This is a genomic window from Comamonas sp. DB36 (assembly GCF_057914905.1).
Genome location: NZ_CP196633.1, coordinates 64,222 through 79,543, shown reverse-complemented (window position 1 = coordinate 79,543; position 15,322 = coordinate 64,222). Strand labels below are relative to the sequence as shown.

The following is a 15,322-nucleotide window of genomic DNA, read 5'->3' as shown; positions in this document are numbered from 1 at the left end:
CAAGGAGCCCCCATGAGACTGTCCACAAGCGCCGCGATACCGCATCGGGCCACGTCGAGCGCCAGGCGACTGCCAGGGAAGGCGCAGCATGTCTGAGATCACACCGCAACCCGGCGGGCTGCTGCGCCCGGCCAAGCTCGACGATCGCTACCAGCTCGAGTCCGGTCCGGCCTACCTCAGCGGCTCGCAGGCGCTGGTGCGGCTGCTGCTCAACCAGAGCACGCGCGACCGGGCCGCTGGCTTGAACACCGCGGGCTTTGTCAGCGGCTACCGCGGCTCGCCGCTGTCTGGCCTCGATCAGGTGCTGTGGGGCATACAAAAGCAGCTCCAGGAGCGGCAGATCGAATTCATCCCCGGCCTGAACGAAGACCTGGCCGCCACTGCCTGCTGGGGAACCCAGCAGCTGATGCAGCATCCCGAGGAAGCCAAGGTCGATGGCGTGTTTGCCATGTGGTACGGCAAGGGCCCGGGTGTGGACAGAAGCGCCGATGCCCTCAAGCACGCGAATGCGGCCGGAACCTCCCGGCATGGCGGCGCCCTGGTGCTGGCGGCCGACGACCATACCGCCAAATCCTCGTCCTTTGCCCACCAGAGCGAGCAGCTGCTGATTGCCTCGTTCATTCCCATCCTGTATCCCAGCAACGTACAGGAATACCTCGACTACGGCATCCATGGCTGGGCCATGAGCCGCGCTGCCGGCCTGTGGGTGGGACTGAAATGTGTGGGCGACATCGTAGAGACCACCTCGGTGGCCGATGTCGATGCCTTTCGCGTCGAATGCCGGCCGCCGCAGGACTTCGAACCGACGGAGGAGGTGCACATCCGCTGGCCCGATGTCTGGGCCACGCAGGAGCCGCGCATCGTGCGCACCAAGCTGCCCCTGGCGCTCTCCTACTGCCGCGCCAACGGCTTGAATCGCATCGTCAGCAAGGGCGCGGCGGCCCGCATCGGCATCATTGCCGCCGGCAAACCCTACAACGATGTGCGCGAGGCGCTGGGAATGCTGGGCATAGGCGAGCAGGAGATGGCCGCCCGGGGCATCGCGCTGCTGAAGCTGGGCATGGTCTGGCCGCTGGAGCCGCAGATCATCCGCACGTTTGCCCAGGGGCTGGACGAGATCTTTGTCGTCGAGGAAAAACGCGCCTTGATCGAGCAGCAGGTCAAGGACATTCTCTACCCGCTGGCGGCAAGCGGCGCGAAGGTGCCGCAGGTGGTGGGCAAGTCGGGCGGCGGCCTGCAATGCGGCGAGTTCGAGATCCCGCCCGATCAGCGCCTGCTGCAGGGCGACGGCGAGCTGGGCCCGGCCGACATCGCGGCGGCGCTGCAGGCCCGCCTGCTGGCCGCAGGCATGGCGGGCTGCGCCGCGCACACCGGCCTGGTCGCCAGGCAGGCAAGCCAGACGCCACTGATGCGCACGCCGTACTTCTGCTCGGGCTGTCCGCACAGCAGCTCGACCAAGGTGCCCGAAGGCTCGCGCGCCACCGCCGGCATAGGCTGCCACTACATGGCCAACTGGATGGATCGGCGCACCGAAAGCTACACCCACATGGGCGGCGAAGGCGCTCCCTGGGTGGGACAAAGCCGGTTTTCCAAGCGGCCGCACATGTTTGCCAATATGGGCGACGGCACCTTCTTTCACTCGGGCTCGCTGTCCATCCGCCAGGCGGTGGCGGCGCGCACGCCGATGACGTTCAAGATATTGTTCAACGACGCCACGGCGCTCACCGGCGGCCAGCCCCATGACGGACCGCTGACCGTGCCGATGTTGACCCACCTGCTGCATGCCGAAGGGGTGTCGCGCGTGGTGGTGGTGAGCGACGACATCGAGAAATACCGCGGCCATGAGGCGGCGTTCGCTCCCGGGACTGGCTTTTATCACCGCCGCGATCTCGACGCCGTCCAGCGCGAGCTGCGCGAACTTCCCGACGTGACGGCCCTGGTCTATGACCAGACCTGCGCGGCCGAGAAGCGCCGCCGGCGCAAGCGCAACCAATACCCCGATCCGGCGCTGCGCTACATCATCAACCCGGAGGTGTGCGAAGGCTGCGGCGACTGCAGCGTCAAGAGCAATTGCGTCTCGATCGAGCCTCTGGAGACAGCGCTGGGGCGCAAACGCCAGATCAACCAGTCGTCCTGCAACAAGGACTACGCCTGTGCCGACGGCTTTTGCCCGAGCTTCGTGGCCGTGGCCGGCGGCGTGCTGCGCAAGAAACCGGCGGATGCCGCTGCGAGCGCGCAAGCCGATCCCGGATCCTGGCCCGAGCCCGGTCACCCCGAACTGCCGGCGCTGCACGCCAGCTATGCGGTGCTGGTCAACGGCATAGGCGGCACGGGCGTGCTGACGATCGGCAATGTTCTGGGCATGGCCGCGCACCTGCAGGGTCTGCATTGCTCGGTGATGGACATGGCCGGGTTGGCGCAAAAGGGCGGGGCGGTCTGGAGCCATGTGCGCATCGCGGCAGCGGCGCAGGACATCCACGCGCCGCGCATTCCGCCGGGCGCGGCCGATGCGATGATTGGCGGCGACCTGGTGGTGAGCGCCCATCCCGACTCCGTCAGCCGGCTCAAGCCCGATGCCCGCGCTTTGGTCAATGCCAATGTTTCTCCGACCTCCGACTTCCAGCGCAACCGCGATTTCCAGATGCCCGAGGACGGGCTGTGGTCCAGCATCGTGCCGACGGGCTCGCGCATAGGCCTGACCAGGATTCCAGCCCATGACATCGCGCTGCGGTTTTGCGGCGACAGTGTCTACGCCAACATGATCATGCTGGGCGCGGCCTGGCAAGGCGGTCAGATTCCGCTGTCGCTGGAGGCGCTGCGCCGGGCCATCGAGCTCAACGGGCAGGCGGTCGAGGCCAACACCCGGGCGTTTCGCATCGGGCGGCAGTTCATGGCCGCGCCCGAGCGCCTGGTCATGCCGCGTGCCGTGCCGCTGCAATGGCTTCCCAGGGGGGGCAAGCAAGATTTCACGCCATTGCGCGAGAACCGCCGCGAGCGCCTCGTGGCCTACCAGGGCCAGGCCTATGCGCGCCGCTATGAGAGCTTTCTGCAGGCAGTGCTCGCCGCATGCGGCGGCGCACAGGGCGATTATGCCCAGGCAGTGGCCAGCAACCTGTTCAAGCTGATGGCATACAAGGACGAATACGAGGTCGCCAGGCTGCATTCTTCCGCGGCCTTGCGCCAGCTCATTGAAAGCCAGTTCGAGGGCGATTACCAGCTGCGCTTTGCCCTGGCGCCGCCGCTGCTGGCGCGTCGCGGCTCCGATGGCGTGCCACGCAAGCGGCTGTACGGCGGCTGGATGGAGCCGGCGTTTGGCATGCTTGCCAGGCTCAAGTTCCTGCGCGGCACGCCGTTCGACCCGTTTGGCTACACGCGCGAGCGCCGGATGGAGCGGGCGCTGATCGACGAATACCGGCTGGCCATCCGGGCGACGCTGCCGTTTCTCGCCGCCGAACCGAAGAAATGTCTGGAGCTGGCGCGCATTCCCGAGCAGATTCGCGGCTTCGGCCATGTGAAGCAGGCCGCCGTTGTCCAGGCGCGCGAACGCCAGCGCGTGCTGCTGGGCGAGATCACCGGCAAGGACATTCCGCCCGTCGACCCATCGCAGCCCATGGCCTATGGGCGCTATCTGGAAGGAGCCTGGTCATGACCACGCAAGAAAGCAAGGCAGGCCACGCCGGCCGCCGCGCGCATATCGTCTATGCGCACCCGGAGCCGAACTCGTTTGTCGCCGCCATGCGCGACACGACCCGACGGACCCTCGAAAGCCAGGGCTGGCAGACCAGCGTGACCGATCTGCAGGACAGCGGTTTTCACGCCGTGGCCGGCGCCGGCGACTTCGGCAGCCGCTCGCGCGCGGACTATCTGGTCTATCCCATGGAGCAGCGCCATGCCTGGAAACAGCAGACGCTCGACCCCCAGATTGCCGCGGAGGTCGAGTCGGTGCGCAACGCCGACCTGCTGGTGCTGGTGTTTCCGGTGTTCTGGTATTCGGTGCCGGCCCAGCTCAAGGGCTGGATAGACCGGGTGTTCCTGTCGGGCATCTTCTACGGCGGCACCCGGGTCTACGACCAGGGCGGCATGAGCGGCAAACGCGCACTGGTCGTTGCGGCGCTCGGGGGCCGGGACTACATGTTCGGGCCGGGCTCGATTCATGGCGACCTGAAGGACATGCTCAAGCATCTGCTGCAGGGCACGCTGGGCTATGTGGGCTATGGCGTGCCCGAGCCGTTCTTTGCCTACCATGTGCCATATGTCGATGACGCGCAGCGCCAGGCCATGCTGCGGGAGCTGGAGCAGGCCTTGCGGCAGCTCGAGGATCGCCCGCTGCTGGCCATGCCCAGCCTGGAGGACTTCGACGCGCAGTTTCGGCCCCTGAGCATGCAGTCTGCAATGCCGTGAGCGCCGCGTGCATGCAGCGCCAGCCACGCGCGCAGCGCGCTGCGGCGGCAACAGTGTTTTCATCCGCCGTTTAATTTTCATACCAACCCAAGGAGACACCCATGGCATGGGACATCGAAGTGATCGACCATTGCGCCGTCGTGCGCATGAATACCAACAAGGTCAACGTGCAGAACGAGCAGTTCTTTGCCGACCTGCACGCGGCCTTTGACCGCCTGGAAAGCGAGTTCGGCGAATTGCCGGTGGTGCTGACCGGGCAGGGCGATGCGTTTTCCGCCGGCATCGATTTCCAGTACAGCTTCGATATCTTTGGCAGCGGCAGCGCCGACAAGATACGCGACTGGTACCGGGCCTACCGCGCGACCAACCTGCGGATCTTCCGCTACCCCCGGCCCACGGTTGCCGCGGTCAACGGCCACGCGATTGCCGGCGGCCTGATCACGGCGCTCGACTGTGATTTTCGCGTGGCTGCGCGCAAGCCGGCGAAGTTCGGCCTCAACGAGGTGCCCATCGGCATTCCCATGCCGGCCGCCTATGTCGAGATCATCAAGTACGCGCTGGGCGACAAGGTGGGGGCGCTGACCACCCTGCGCGGCGAGCTCTACGGCCTGGAAGAGGCCGAGCGCCTGGGCTTCTTTCACGAAGTGGTGGCGCCGGACCAGCTGCTGTCCACGGCCATCCGCTATGCGCGCTGCATCACGCCGGACTGCAATGTCGCCTATGCGATGTCCAAGAAAGCGCTGCAGGACGCCACCAACAAGCAGATCGATGAACGCACCGTGGAGCTCGATGCCCAGTTGCCCGCCGGCATGAGCGATGCGGGCAATCGCCTGGCGCAGGACCGACGCCGCCAGGAAATCATGCACAAGCGCAAGTAAGGCGCGCGCTGCGCGCGGCGGCGGGGGCTGCAGCGCGCCCGTGCGCCGCCGCGCTGCGGATGCGACAGGAAGCAGCGTTCAGCCTTGCCCCGGAGCCGGCGGCGCAATACAGGAGACACACCATGACCCAGTTAGCCAGCAGCTATGCGCGCGGCGCGACGGACCGGCCACTGATAGAGCAGACGATAGGCGACTTCTTTGACGAAATGGTCACCCGATTTCCCGACAAGGAAGCCGTGGTGTCATGCCATCAGGGCCTGCGCTACTCTTTTTCGGCCTTGCAGCGCGAGGTCAACCGCATGGCCAGCGGCTTGCTGCGCCTGGGTCTGCGGCCCGGCGATCGCCTGGGCATCTGGTCGCACAACAATGTCGAATGGCTCATGACCCAGCTTGCCACCGCCAAGATCGGTATCGTGCTGGTCAACATCAACCCTGCCTACCGGACGGCGGAGCTTGAATATGCATTGACCAAGGTCGGCTGCAAGGCCTTGATCACCATGCCTTCATTCAAGAACACCAGCTATCTGGACATGGTCAGGCACCTGGCGCCCGAGCTGGACGCGGCCGCGCCCGGCGGCCTGCGGTCCGCCAGGCTACCCGATCTGCGCACGGTGATCCAGACCGGGCCGCAGGCGGTGGCGGGCGGGCTGCGCTTTTCTGACCTGCTGGCGCTGGGCGATGCCGCAGACCCGGCGCTGGCGGCGCTGGCCGCCGGCGTGCGCAACACGGACGCGGTCAACGTGCAGTTCACCAGCGGCACCACAGGCGCGCCCAAGGGCGCGACCCTGACCCATCGCAATGTGCTGAACAACGGTTTTTTCATCGGCGAAGCCATGCGCCTGAGCCCGGATGACCGGCTGTGCATTCCGGTGCCGCTGTACCACTGCTTCGGCATGGTGGTCGGCAACCTGGCGGCGCTGACCCACGCCAGCACGATTGTGTATCCCAGCGAGGCGTTCGACCCGGTTGCGGTGCTTCAGGCGGTGCAGGCCGAGCGCTGCACGGCACTGCATGGCGTGCCGACGATGTTCATTGCCGAGCTCGACCACCCCCGCTTTCGGGAATTCGATCTGGCTACGCTGCGCACCGGCGTGATGGCGGGCTCGCCTTGTCCGATCGAAGTGATGAAGCGTGTCGTCAGCGAAATGCACATGCGCGAGGTCACCATTGCCTACGGCATGACGGAAACCAGCCCCGCGAGCTGCCAGAGCACCACCGACACGCCGATAGAAAAGCGCGTCTCGACCATAGGCCAGGTGCTGCCGCACCTGGAGCTCAAGGTCATAGATCCGGCAGGCGGCAACATCCTGCCGACGGGCCAGGTGGGCGAGCTGTGCACCCGGGGCTACTCCGTGATGCAGGGCTACTGGGGGGATGCCGAGAAAACGGCCGAAGCCATCGATGCCGAGGGCTGGATGCACTCCGGCGACCTGGCCGTCATGGATGCCGAAGGCTACGTCAATATCGCGGGCCGCATCAAGGACATGGTGATTCGCGGCGGAGAGAACATCTACCCGCGCGAGATCGAGGAGTTTCTCTACCGCCACCCGGCCATCCAGGACGTGCAGGTGATAGGCGTGCCGGATGCCAAGTATGGGGAAGAGCTTTGCGCCTGGATCGTGCTGCGCTGCGGCGCCGACCTTTCCGAGGACGCGCTCCGCGCGTTCTGTCAGGGACAGATTGCCCACTTCAAGATTCCCCGGTACATCCGCTTCGTGCAGCAGTTCCCCATGACCGTGACGGGCAAGATCCAGAAATTCGTGATGCGCGAAATGATGCAGTCCGAACTGCAGCTGAGCGCGCCAGCCTCGGCCTGAAACCCGTCGCTCCGCCCGGCGTCGACTGCTTTCCTGTAGCGAACGACAAAGATGCCATTCTGTCGGAATCGGCACGCAATGAGTCAGTTTCGACACTTCTGCCCATGGCTGGAAAGCGCGTTAATCAAGCCCGGCGATTCGCTCTCTGATTGGCGCAGGCGCGCCCGGGCGGACCGTCTGTCCCACATCTAGCAGTTGGAGTTGCATATGACACGCTTTGCCGGTGCGCAGGGTTTCATGGGGCCTTTTTCCCATGATGGGCAGGCGAGCATCGCGCCCCAGCCGCCGTGGCATTACGCGGCGGACTTCATCACGCTCGAATGCTGGGCGGCGCCCGCTGCCGTGGAGGCCCTGCTGCCTCCCGGGCTGAGCCTGCATCCCGATGAGCCCGGGCTGATGACGGTTTCCTTTGTCGACTGGCAGGCCTGCACCGACGCCGGCGCGGAGTTGCTGGACCCGATCCGCGCCCAGTACCGCGAATGCATCGTGCTGGTCAGCGTGCAATACGAGGGCCAGCTCATGCAGTACTGCCCCTATATTGTGGTCGACCAGGACACTTCCCTGGCACGCGGCTGGGCGCTGGGCTATCCCAAGAAAATCGGCTCGGTGTGGATCACGCGCTCCATGGGCATGGCCAGCATGGCCTCGCCCGCGCTCGAGGCCGGCGCGCGCTTTGCGGGCACGCTGGCCGTGAAGGACCGGCGCCTGGCCGAGGGCCATGTGACGCTTGCCGGCCTGGCCGACGGCTCGGCGGTCACTTTCGGCAGCCGCCCCATCGTCGCGCTGCGGCACTTCCCGTCGATGTTCCCGGGTCAGCACGAGCAACCCGCGGTGTTTGAGCTGGTGCGGCTGCAGGCCGAGAACGTGCAGGCCGGCCCCGTCTGGGCGGGAAGTGCGGCGTTGACCATTTTCGACTCCCCCACGGAGCCCCTGGCGGCCTTGCGTCCGACCGGCATAGGCCGTGGCTGGCGGTATTCCCTGGCCATGACCAATCGCCACAACCACCTGCTGCGGGACCTGCGCCAGTGCAGCCCAAGCCTTTCGTCCGAGGAGACATGAGATGGATTCTGTAGAACTGCAACGCACCTACCTGGATTTGACGACGCCCCATGTGGCCGACGCCTGCATGCGCCTGGGCATTGCACTGCGCTGCGCGCCCGCAGCGATGCGTCCGTTGTGGAATGGCAGCCACATGGTCGGCCGGGCGCGTCCCGCGCGGCACTATGGCAGCGTCGACGTCTTTCTCGAAGCGATAGACCGCGCAGCGCCAGGAGATGTACTGGTGGTCGACAACGGCGCACGCCTGGACGAGGCCTGCGTCGGTGACCTGGTCACGCTGGAAGCCGCCCTGGCCGGGCTGCGCGGCATCGTGATCTGGGGGCTGCACCGCGACTCCACGGAGTTGCGCACCATCCGGCTGCCGGTGTTCAGCCTCGGCACCTTGCCCGCCGGTCCGCAGCGCCTGGAGCGCCAGGAAGACGCGGCGCTGTCGTCCGCGATGTGTGGCGAACATGAAGTCACCGTTGCGGACTTCGTGCTGGCGGATGACGATGGCGTGATCTTCCTGCCCCTGTCCCAGGCCCGTGCGGTGGCCGAACTGGCGACCACGATTCGCGACACCGAGCGCAGCCAGGCGGCGCGCATGCAGGGCGGGCTGTCGTTCAGAAGCCAGGCCCGCTTCGGCGATTTCCTGGCGGCGCGCAGCGCCGATGCCAGCGTCACATTCCGCCAGCATCTGCGGGCCACAGGCGGGGCCATCGAGGAGTGAGACAGGCGCTGGCTGCCATTCCATTGACTTGCATCTTTCAGGACCGACCTTCGTCGTGACGCATACTTCCTCTTCCGCTCCCCCGTATCCCCGTTCACCACAGTCACCACAGTCACCCCAGGCAACTTTCGCCGGCGAGGTGGCCGCGCCCTATGGCGCGCCCGCGCCGCCGGCGCCGCGCCGCAAAGTCACCACGGCGCGCATTGCCGCGATGCGCGCCGGCGGGGAAAAGATTGCCATGCTGACGGCCTATGACGCCACATTCGCGGCGGTTGCCGCAGCCGCCGGTGTGGACTGCCTGCTGGTCGGCGACTCTCTGGGCATGGTCTGTCAGGGCCGGGGCACGACGGTGGGCGTGTCGCTGGAGGAAATGCGCTACCACACGCATTGCGTGGCCCGCGGGCTGGAACGCTCGCAGGGCGGCAGCCTGCTGGTGGCCGATCTGCCATTCGGCAGTTACCAGCAGTCGCGCGATCAGGCGATGGCTTCGGCCCTGGTGTTGATGCAGGCGGGCGCGCAGATGGTCAAGCTCGAGGGCGGCGGCTGGACGGCGGAGTTGGTGTCCTTTCTGGTCGAGCGCGGCGTGCCGGTCTGCGCCCACCTGGGACTGACGCCGCAAACGGTGTCTGCACTGGGCGGCTACCGGGTGCAGGGCCGCGATGCGGCGGCAGGCGAGAAGATACGGCGCGACGCGGCAGAACTTGAAGCCGCCGGCGCGTCCATGATGGTGCTGGAGATGCTGCCGCGCCAGCTTGCCGCGCGCATCACCTGCGACATGTCGCGCTGCGCCACGATTGGCATCGGGGCGGGCAGCGGCACGGCGGGCCAGGTGCTGGTGATGCACGACATGCTGGGCCTCAATCTGGGGCCCATGGCGAAATTCGTGCGCAACTTCATGCGGGACGCCGCGGCCGTGGACGCCGCCTTTGCCGCCTATGTGGCGGCGGTCAGGCAGGGGGCTTTTCCCGACGACCAGCAGCATGCCTGGTCGTGAGCTTCTGCCCGGCCGCGCGATGTCCCAGGCCGTCGCCCGCGCCTGAACGCGGATGCATCGTGCGCCCTCCATCTGGGCACAGGCACTTTCTCCGATGCGGCGCCGCGCTGAGTCGTTCACATCTGCTTGACCGCCTGCAAACCCTGTAGCATCTCAGAAGCCAAACTGCTTGGCAGGGAAGGATGCAGCGCGCATGCAGTGTGCAAGAAACGGAGCGACTGAATGAAATCTGCCGGAGTCAGAGGCACGGTGTCGATCGAGCTGGTGCATGAGGCCTTGAACGCGGCCAACGTCAGAAACCTGGAGGTCGCCCGGGTGCTCGAGGCCGCCAAGCTCGATCGCGACCTGCTGCGCTCCGCGAAGGCGCGCATTTCAGCGCAGTCCTATTCCGATATGTGGGTGGCACTGGCGGATCTGATGGACGATGAGTTCTTCGGGCTGGACAGCCATGGGCTGCGCCGCGGCAGCTACGCGCTCATGACGCGCGCGGCCGTGAGTGCGCACAACCTCGAGCATGCGATCCGCAGGATAGTGCGCTTCCTGCGTTCCACGCTGGACGACTTCCGCGGCGAGCTGGTGCTGGAGGACAACGAGGCGCGCATCTATCTGCATGACGGCGGCGTCATGCGCCGGCTGTTCGGCTACGGCACCTGGTTCATTCTGGTGCATGGCCTGGCGTGCTGGCTGGTGCATAGGCGCATCGAGCTGACCAGCATGCAGTTTCGCAATCCGCCGCCGGCGGACGACAGCCACTACCGCACGCGCTTTTGTGACAACCTGGTCTTCAACGGCGACACCACGTTCATTGCCTTCCCGGCCGAGCTGCTGGGCCTGGCGATTGTGGAGACGCCGGAAACGGTGGAGCGCTTTTTGCGCGCGGCCCCGGCGAATCTCTTGGTCCAGTACCGCAATGACGCCAGCAGCACGGCGCAGATCCGCAAGCGGCTGCGCAGCCAGACTCCGGAAGAATGGCCCGACTTGGAGGCGCTGGCGCAGGCGCTGTGCATTTCCGCCACCACGCTGCAGCGCCGCCTGCAGCTGGAGGGAAGCAATTACCAGCGCCTCAAGGACGATTTGCGGCGCGACATCGCCATCGACCTGCTGTCCGCCACGCCGCTGACGGTGGCGGAAGTCGCTGCGAGAACCGGTTTCCAGGAGCCCAGCGCCTTCCACCGCGCCTTCAAGAAATGGACCGGAGTGAGCCCGGGCGCCTATCGCAGCAGCAGCCATGACGACCGTGGCTAGCGTGCGCCGCGCGCGCTGAGGCCTCCTGCCCATCGACCCCACACCGGTCGAGGCGTGCGGGCATGGTTTCGCCGGCCCGTTGAACCTAATCTCCGTCGTAGTCGCAAGCAATGCGGCATTCACAACGACAGGAGACAACATGCAACAGGTAGATGTACATGCCTTGGCCGGGCAATCGCGTTTCAACGGCTTCCACGGTCTGGTGCTTTTCTGGTGCGTCCTGATCTTGATCATCGACGGCTATGACCTGGCGGTGGTCGGCGCCGCGCTGCCCTCGATCATGAAAGACATGGGCATCGATGCCACCAGCGCCGGCGTGATGGCCGGCTCGGCGCTGTTCGGCACCATGCTGGGCGCGATCTTTCTCGGCTCCCTCGCGGACCGCATCGGCCGCCCGCGCATGACGGCGGTGTGCGTAGCGCTGTTCAGCCTGTTCACGGCGGCCGCGGGCCTGACCAACGACCCGATCAGCTTCAGCGTCATGCGCTTCATTGCCGGACTGGGCATTGGCGGCGTGCTGCCCATCATGACCGCGCAAATGGGCGAGTTCGCTCCCGCCAAGCTGCGCACCCGGCTGGTCACGATGGTGTTTGCCGGCTACTCGGTGGGCGGCATCCTGGTGGCGCTGACCGCCAAGCAGCTGATTGAAAGCCACGGCTGGCAATCGGTCTTCTATGTCGCCGGCCTGCCGGTGCTGCTGATTCCCTTCATTCTCAAGACCATGCCGGAGTCGCTTTCCAACCTGGTCAAGCGCGGTGACCAACCGGAGCTCGCACGCCTGGCACGCAAGATCGCTCCCGAGCGCAATCTGCGCGCCGACACGGTCTTTGTCGGCTCGCCCGCCGACAAGGCTCGCAGCGCCCCCGTGCGCAGCCTGTTCGAGGAAGGACGCGGCTTCAGCACCGTCATGATCTGGATGGCGTTCATGACCGGCCTGTTCATGGTCTATGCGCTCAATTCCTGGCTGACCAAGCTGATGGCCATGGCCGGCTACAGCCTGGGCTCGGCATTGAACTTCGTCATTGTCTTCAATGTGGGGGCCATTGTCGGCGCGATCGGCGGCGGGCTGCTCAGCGACAAGTTCAACATCAAGCATGTGCTGGTGAGTTTCTATGTGGTCGGCGCCATCTCCTTGACCGCATTGGCCTTCACCAAGTCCACCGAACTGCTGTTCCTGATGGTGTTCATTGTCGGTGCCTCCACGCTGGGCACCCAGCTGCTGGCCTATGCCTATGCGGGTGACTTCTACCCGCCCGCCAACCGGGCCACCGGCGTGGGCTTCGCCTCCGGCGTGGGCCGCATCGGCGCCATCGTTGCGCCCGTGCTGATTGGCTGGCTGGTGTCGCTGGACCTGCCCATGGAGCAGAACTTCATGGCCATTGCCGTGGCCGGTGTTATCGGCGCAGTGGCGGTGATGCTGGTCAACCAGTCGCGCGCGGATTCGACGCGCGTCAAGCAAGGTGGAGCGCTGGCGAACTGACGCGCCCTGGCGTTGGCCGCTGCCCGCCGGCCCCGCCAGGGTTGGGACCTGCGGGCATAGACGAACGGCCTGACTGTTCCTACAGTGGGATTCAGACGATGCCCCGGAACAAGCCGCAGCTTGGGGACCAGGGGCGGTGAAACTGTGATTGTTGACATGCGCGGCGGCGCGGCTGCCGCGCCGATATGGGATTGCCATGAGTGCGAAACTTCTTGTCCTTGAGGACCCCGCGGCCATAGACCGCAATGCCGCCAGCCCGGTGCATGCCGAGGCCTTGCGGGATGCGGTCGACTGGGCCATCACCTCGCGCCGCAGCGTGCGGGCGTTCCTGCCCACGCCGGTGGCGCGCGAAGACGTGGAGGCGATACTGACCACGGCCAGCTACAGCGCCTCCGGCATGAACATGCAGCCGTGGCAGGTGCATGTGGTGACCGGTGCGGCCAAGGCGCATCTTTCGGCCGAACTCGCCAAGCTGGACGACGATCCCGCCCAGGCCGGCGCGCTGGTCGAGCCCTACGACTACTATCCGCGCGAATGGTTTTCCCCCTATCTCGAGCGCCGGCGCAAGGTCGGCTGGGACCTGTACGGCCTGCTGGGAATCGCCAAGGGCGACAAGCAGCGCATGCATGCCCAGCACGGCAGGAACTACCGCTTCTTCGACGCTCCGGTAGGCCTGTTCTTCACCGTCAGCCGGGAGCTGCAGGAAGGCAGCCTGCTGGATTACGGCATGTTCCTGCAAAGCGTGATGGTGGCGGCGCGCAGCCGCAACCTGCACACTTGCCCCCAGGCCGCCTTCCTCAAATTCCACCGCAAGATCGGCTCCCTGCTGGGAATTCCGGTCGGGCAGATGCTGGTGTGCGGCATGAGCCTGGGATATGCGGACGACTCCCGGGTGGAAAACTCGCTCACCACGCTGCGTGAGCCGGTGTCCGCGTTCACCACTTTCCACGACAAGCAGCCGGAGACATAAAAATGAGTGCAGATTCGTATTCCAAAGGATTGGAGCGTTGCGACGCCAACCACGTGCCCTTGACGCCGTTGGGTTTTCTGGACCGCGCCGCCCTGGTACAGCCCCATCGCCTGGCCGTGATCCATGGCAGCCACACCCAGACCTGGGCGCAGACGCGCGAGCGCTGCTACCGCCTGGCCTCGGCCCTGGTGTCCCGCGGCATCCAGGTCGGCGACACGGTGTCGGTGCTCGCGCCCAACACCCCGGCCATGCTGGAGGCGCATTTCGGCGTGCCCCTGTCGGGCGCGGTGCTCAACGCCATCAACCACCGCCTCGATGCCGAAGGCATTGCCTTCATCCTGCGCCACGGGGAATGCAAGCTGCTGCTGGTCGACCGCGAGTATGCGGCGGTGGCGGGCGCGGCGCTGGCCATGCTGGACAATCCGCCGGCAGTCATCGACATCAACGACCACTTGGCGCCCGAAGGCCAGGCCATCGGGCAGACGGACTACGAGAGCCTTCTGGCCGAGGGCGACCCCGCCTTCCCGGGCGTCTGGCCCGAGGACGAATGGCAGCCGATCGCGCTGAACTACACCTCGGGCACGACCGGCGACCCCAAAGGGGTGGTCGCCAGCCATCGCGGCACCTACCTCATGAGCCAGCTGCAGATCACCAACTGGGCCATGCCGCGCGCGCCGCGTTATCTGTGGACCCTGCCCATGTTCCATGCCAATGGCTGGTGCTTCACCTGGGGCATCACGGCCGCCGCCGGCACCCATGTCTGCCTGCGCCGGGTGTCGGCCGACAACGTGCTCGACGCCATAGCCCAGCACCAGGTGGACCATCTGTGCGCCGCGCCGATTGTGATGGCCATGCTGGCGGACACGCGCAGCCGCAAGCTCGAGCGCCCGGTGCGCGTGCTGACGGCGGGCTCGCCGCCGCCCCTGGCGGTGCTGGAGTCGGTGCTGGCCATGGGCTTTGATGTGGAACATGTGTTCGGCATCACGGAAGTCTCGGGCACGCCCGTGAGCTGCGTGTGGCAGGACGGCTGGAGCGAGCTGCCGGGCGATGTACAGGGCAAACTGCGTGTGTGCCAGGGCGCGCGCGCCGCGATGTTCGAGGGGCTGATGGTCGGCGATGCCCAGACGCTGGCGCCCGTGCCCCAGGACGGAAAGACGACCGGCGAACTGATGCTGCGCGGCAACACGGTGATGATGGGCTACTTCAAGAACGAAGCGGCCACGCGCAAGGCCCTGGCCGATGGCTGGTTCCGCACCGGCGATGTGGCGGTGATGCATGACAACGGCTACGTCCAGATCACCGACCGTTCCAAGGACGTGATCATCTCGGGCGGCGAGAACATTTCCTCCGTCGAGGTGGAGGACGTGGTCCATGCGCATCCCGCGGTGCTGCATGCGGCGGTGGTCGCCCAGCCCGACGAGAAATGGGGGGAGGTGCCCTGCGTCTTCATCGAGCTGCGCCAGGGCGTGGCTGCGCCCTCCGAGGAAGAGATCATTGCGTTTTGCCGCCAGCGGCTGGCGCATTTCAAGTGCCCGCGCCGCGTGATCTTCAACGAGCTGCCCAAGACCGCGACCGGCAAGATCCAGAAGTTCCGGCTGCGCCAGGAGGCGGGCAGCCGCGAAGCCATCACCCGCCTGGCGGCCTCGGCCTGAGCCCGGTGCAGCGCCGGCAGGCGTTGGCGGTGGGCCGGGGGCCGGCCCACCGACGGGCCTGTGGCGGCCCAACTGCTGGCAGGCCGGCGCCGGCGCCGGCGCGGCGTCCTTGCGCGG

General features: G+C 66.4%; 11 protein-coding genes. All 11 read left to right on the top strand.

Annotated elements, in window-relative coordinates:
• Nucleotides 1–88: 88 nt before the first annotated feature.
• The 11 genes from ACSVDO_RS24795 (at nt 89) to ACSVDO_RS24745 (ending at nt 15,205) form a co-directional block, all read left to right on the top strand.
• Nucleotides 89–3,649, top strand: a complete 3,561-nt coding sequence (locus ACSVDO_RS24795; RefSeq protein ID WP_489597733.1) for an indolepyruvate ferredoxin oxidoreductase family protein — start codon at nt 89–91, stop codon at nt 3,647–3,649.
• Nucleotides 3,646–4,401 (top strand): NAD(P)H-dependent oxidoreductase, encoded by a 756-nt coding sequence (locus tag ACSVDO_RS24790; protein ID WP_489597732.1) that lies wholly within the window; start codon nt 3,646–3,648, stop codon nt 4,399–4,401. The genes ACSVDO_RS24795 and ACSVDO_RS24790 overlap by 4 nt, the downstream gene beginning before the upstream one ends.
• 101 nt (nt 4,402–4,502) lie before the next feature.
• Nucleotides 4,503–5,279, top strand: a complete 777-nt coding sequence (locus ACSVDO_RS24785; protein WP_489597731.1) for an enoyl-CoA hydratase/isomerase family protein — start codon at nt 4,503–4,505, stop codon at nt 5,277–5,279.
• A 122-nt stretch (nt 5,280–5,401) separates the two neighbouring features.
• The gene (locus ACSVDO_RS24780) at nt 5,402–7,096 is read left to right on the top strand and encodes an AMP-binding protein (protein ID WP_489597730.1); all 1,695 of its coding nucleotides are present in this window, start codon (nt 5,402–5,404) and stop codon (nt 7,094–7,096) included.
• Nucleotides 7,097–7,303: 207 nt separating this feature from the next.
• A complete protein-coding gene (locus ACSVDO_RS24775; RefSeq protein WP_489597729.1) occupies nt 7,304–8,155 on the top strand; it encodes an acetoacetate decarboxylase family protein in 852 nt (283 codons plus the stop codon).
• A 1-nt stretch (nt 8,156) separates the two neighbouring features.
• A complete protein-coding gene (locus tag ACSVDO_RS24770; protein WP_489597728.1) occupies nt 8,157–8,864 on the top strand; it encodes an RraA family protein in 708 nt (235 codons plus the stop codon).
• Between the two features lie 139 nt (nt 8,865–9,003).
• Nucleotides 9,004–9,858 carry a 3-methyl-2-oxobutanoate hydroxymethyltransferase gene (panB, locus tag ACSVDO_RS24765; protein ID WP_489597727.1) on the top strand — a complete coding sequence of 285 codons (855 nt, stop codon included), beginning with the start codon at nt 9,004–9,006 and terminating at the stop codon, nt 9,856–9,858.
• A gap of 222 nt (nt 9,859–10,080) precedes the next feature.
• Complete coding sequence (locus tag ACSVDO_RS24760; protein WP_489597726.1) at nt 10,081–11,103, top strand: AraC family transcriptional regulator; 1,023 nt, start codon at nt 10,081–10,083, stop codon at nt 11,101–11,103.
• Nucleotides 11,104–11,242: 139 nt separating this feature from the next.
• Nucleotides 11,243–12,583, top strand: a complete 1,341-nt coding sequence (locus ACSVDO_RS24755) for an MFS transporter (protein WP_489597725.1) — start codon at nt 11,243–11,245, stop codon at nt 12,581–12,583.
• 196 nt (nt 12,584–12,779) lie between these two features.
• On the top strand, nt 12,780–13,553 hold the full coding sequence (locus ACSVDO_RS24750) for a nitroreductase (RefSeq protein WP_489597724.1): 774 nt from the start codon (nt 12,780–12,782) through the stop codon (nt 13,551–13,553).
• Between the two features lie 2 nt (nt 13,554–13,555).
• Nucleotides 13,556–15,205, top strand: coding sequence for an AMP-binding protein (locus ACSVDO_RS24745; protein WP_489597723.1), 1,650 nt, complete (start codon nt 13,556–13,558; stop codon nt 15,203–15,205).
• The last annotated feature ends 117 nt before the right edge of the window (nt 15,206–15,322 follow it).

Coding starts and splice junctions, on each gene's coding strand:
- ACSVDO_RS24795 (WP_489597733.1), top strand. CDS start 89: ATGTCTGAGATCACACCGCAACCCGGCGGGCTGCTGCGCCCGGCCAAG.
- ACSVDO_RS24790 (WP_489597732.1), top strand. CDS start 3,646: ATGACCACGCAAGAAAGCAAGGCAGGCCACGCCGGCCGCCGCGCGCAT.
- ACSVDO_RS24785 (WP_489597731.1), top strand. CDS start 4,503: ATGGCATGGGACATCGAAGTGATCGACCATTGCGCCGTCGTGCGCATG.
- ACSVDO_RS24780 (WP_489597730.1), top strand. CDS start 5,402: ATGACCCAGTTAGCCAGCAGCTATGCGCGCGGCGCGACGGACCGGCCA.
- ACSVDO_RS24775 (WP_489597729.1), top strand. CDS start 7,304: ATGACACGCTTTGCCGGTGCGCAGGGTTTCATGGGGCCTTTTTCCCAT.
- ACSVDO_RS24770 (WP_489597728.1), top strand. CDS start 8,157: ATGGATTCTGTAGAACTGCAACGCACCTACCTGGATTTGACGACGCCC.
- ACSVDO_RS24760 (WP_489597726.1), top strand. CDS start 10,081: ATGAAATCTGCCGGAGTCAGAGGCACGGTGTCGATCGAGCTGGTGCAT.
- ACSVDO_RS24755 (WP_489597725.1), top strand. CDS start 11,243: ATGCAACAGGTAGATGTACATGCCTTGGCCGGGCAATCGCGTTTCAAC.
- ACSVDO_RS24750 (WP_489597724.1), top strand. CDS start 12,780: ATGAGTGCGAAACTTCTTGTCCTTGAGGACCCCGCGGCCATAGACCGC.
- ACSVDO_RS24745 (WP_489597723.1), top strand. CDS start 13,556: ATGAGTGCAGATTCGTATTCCAAAGGATTGGAGCGTTGCGACGCCAAC.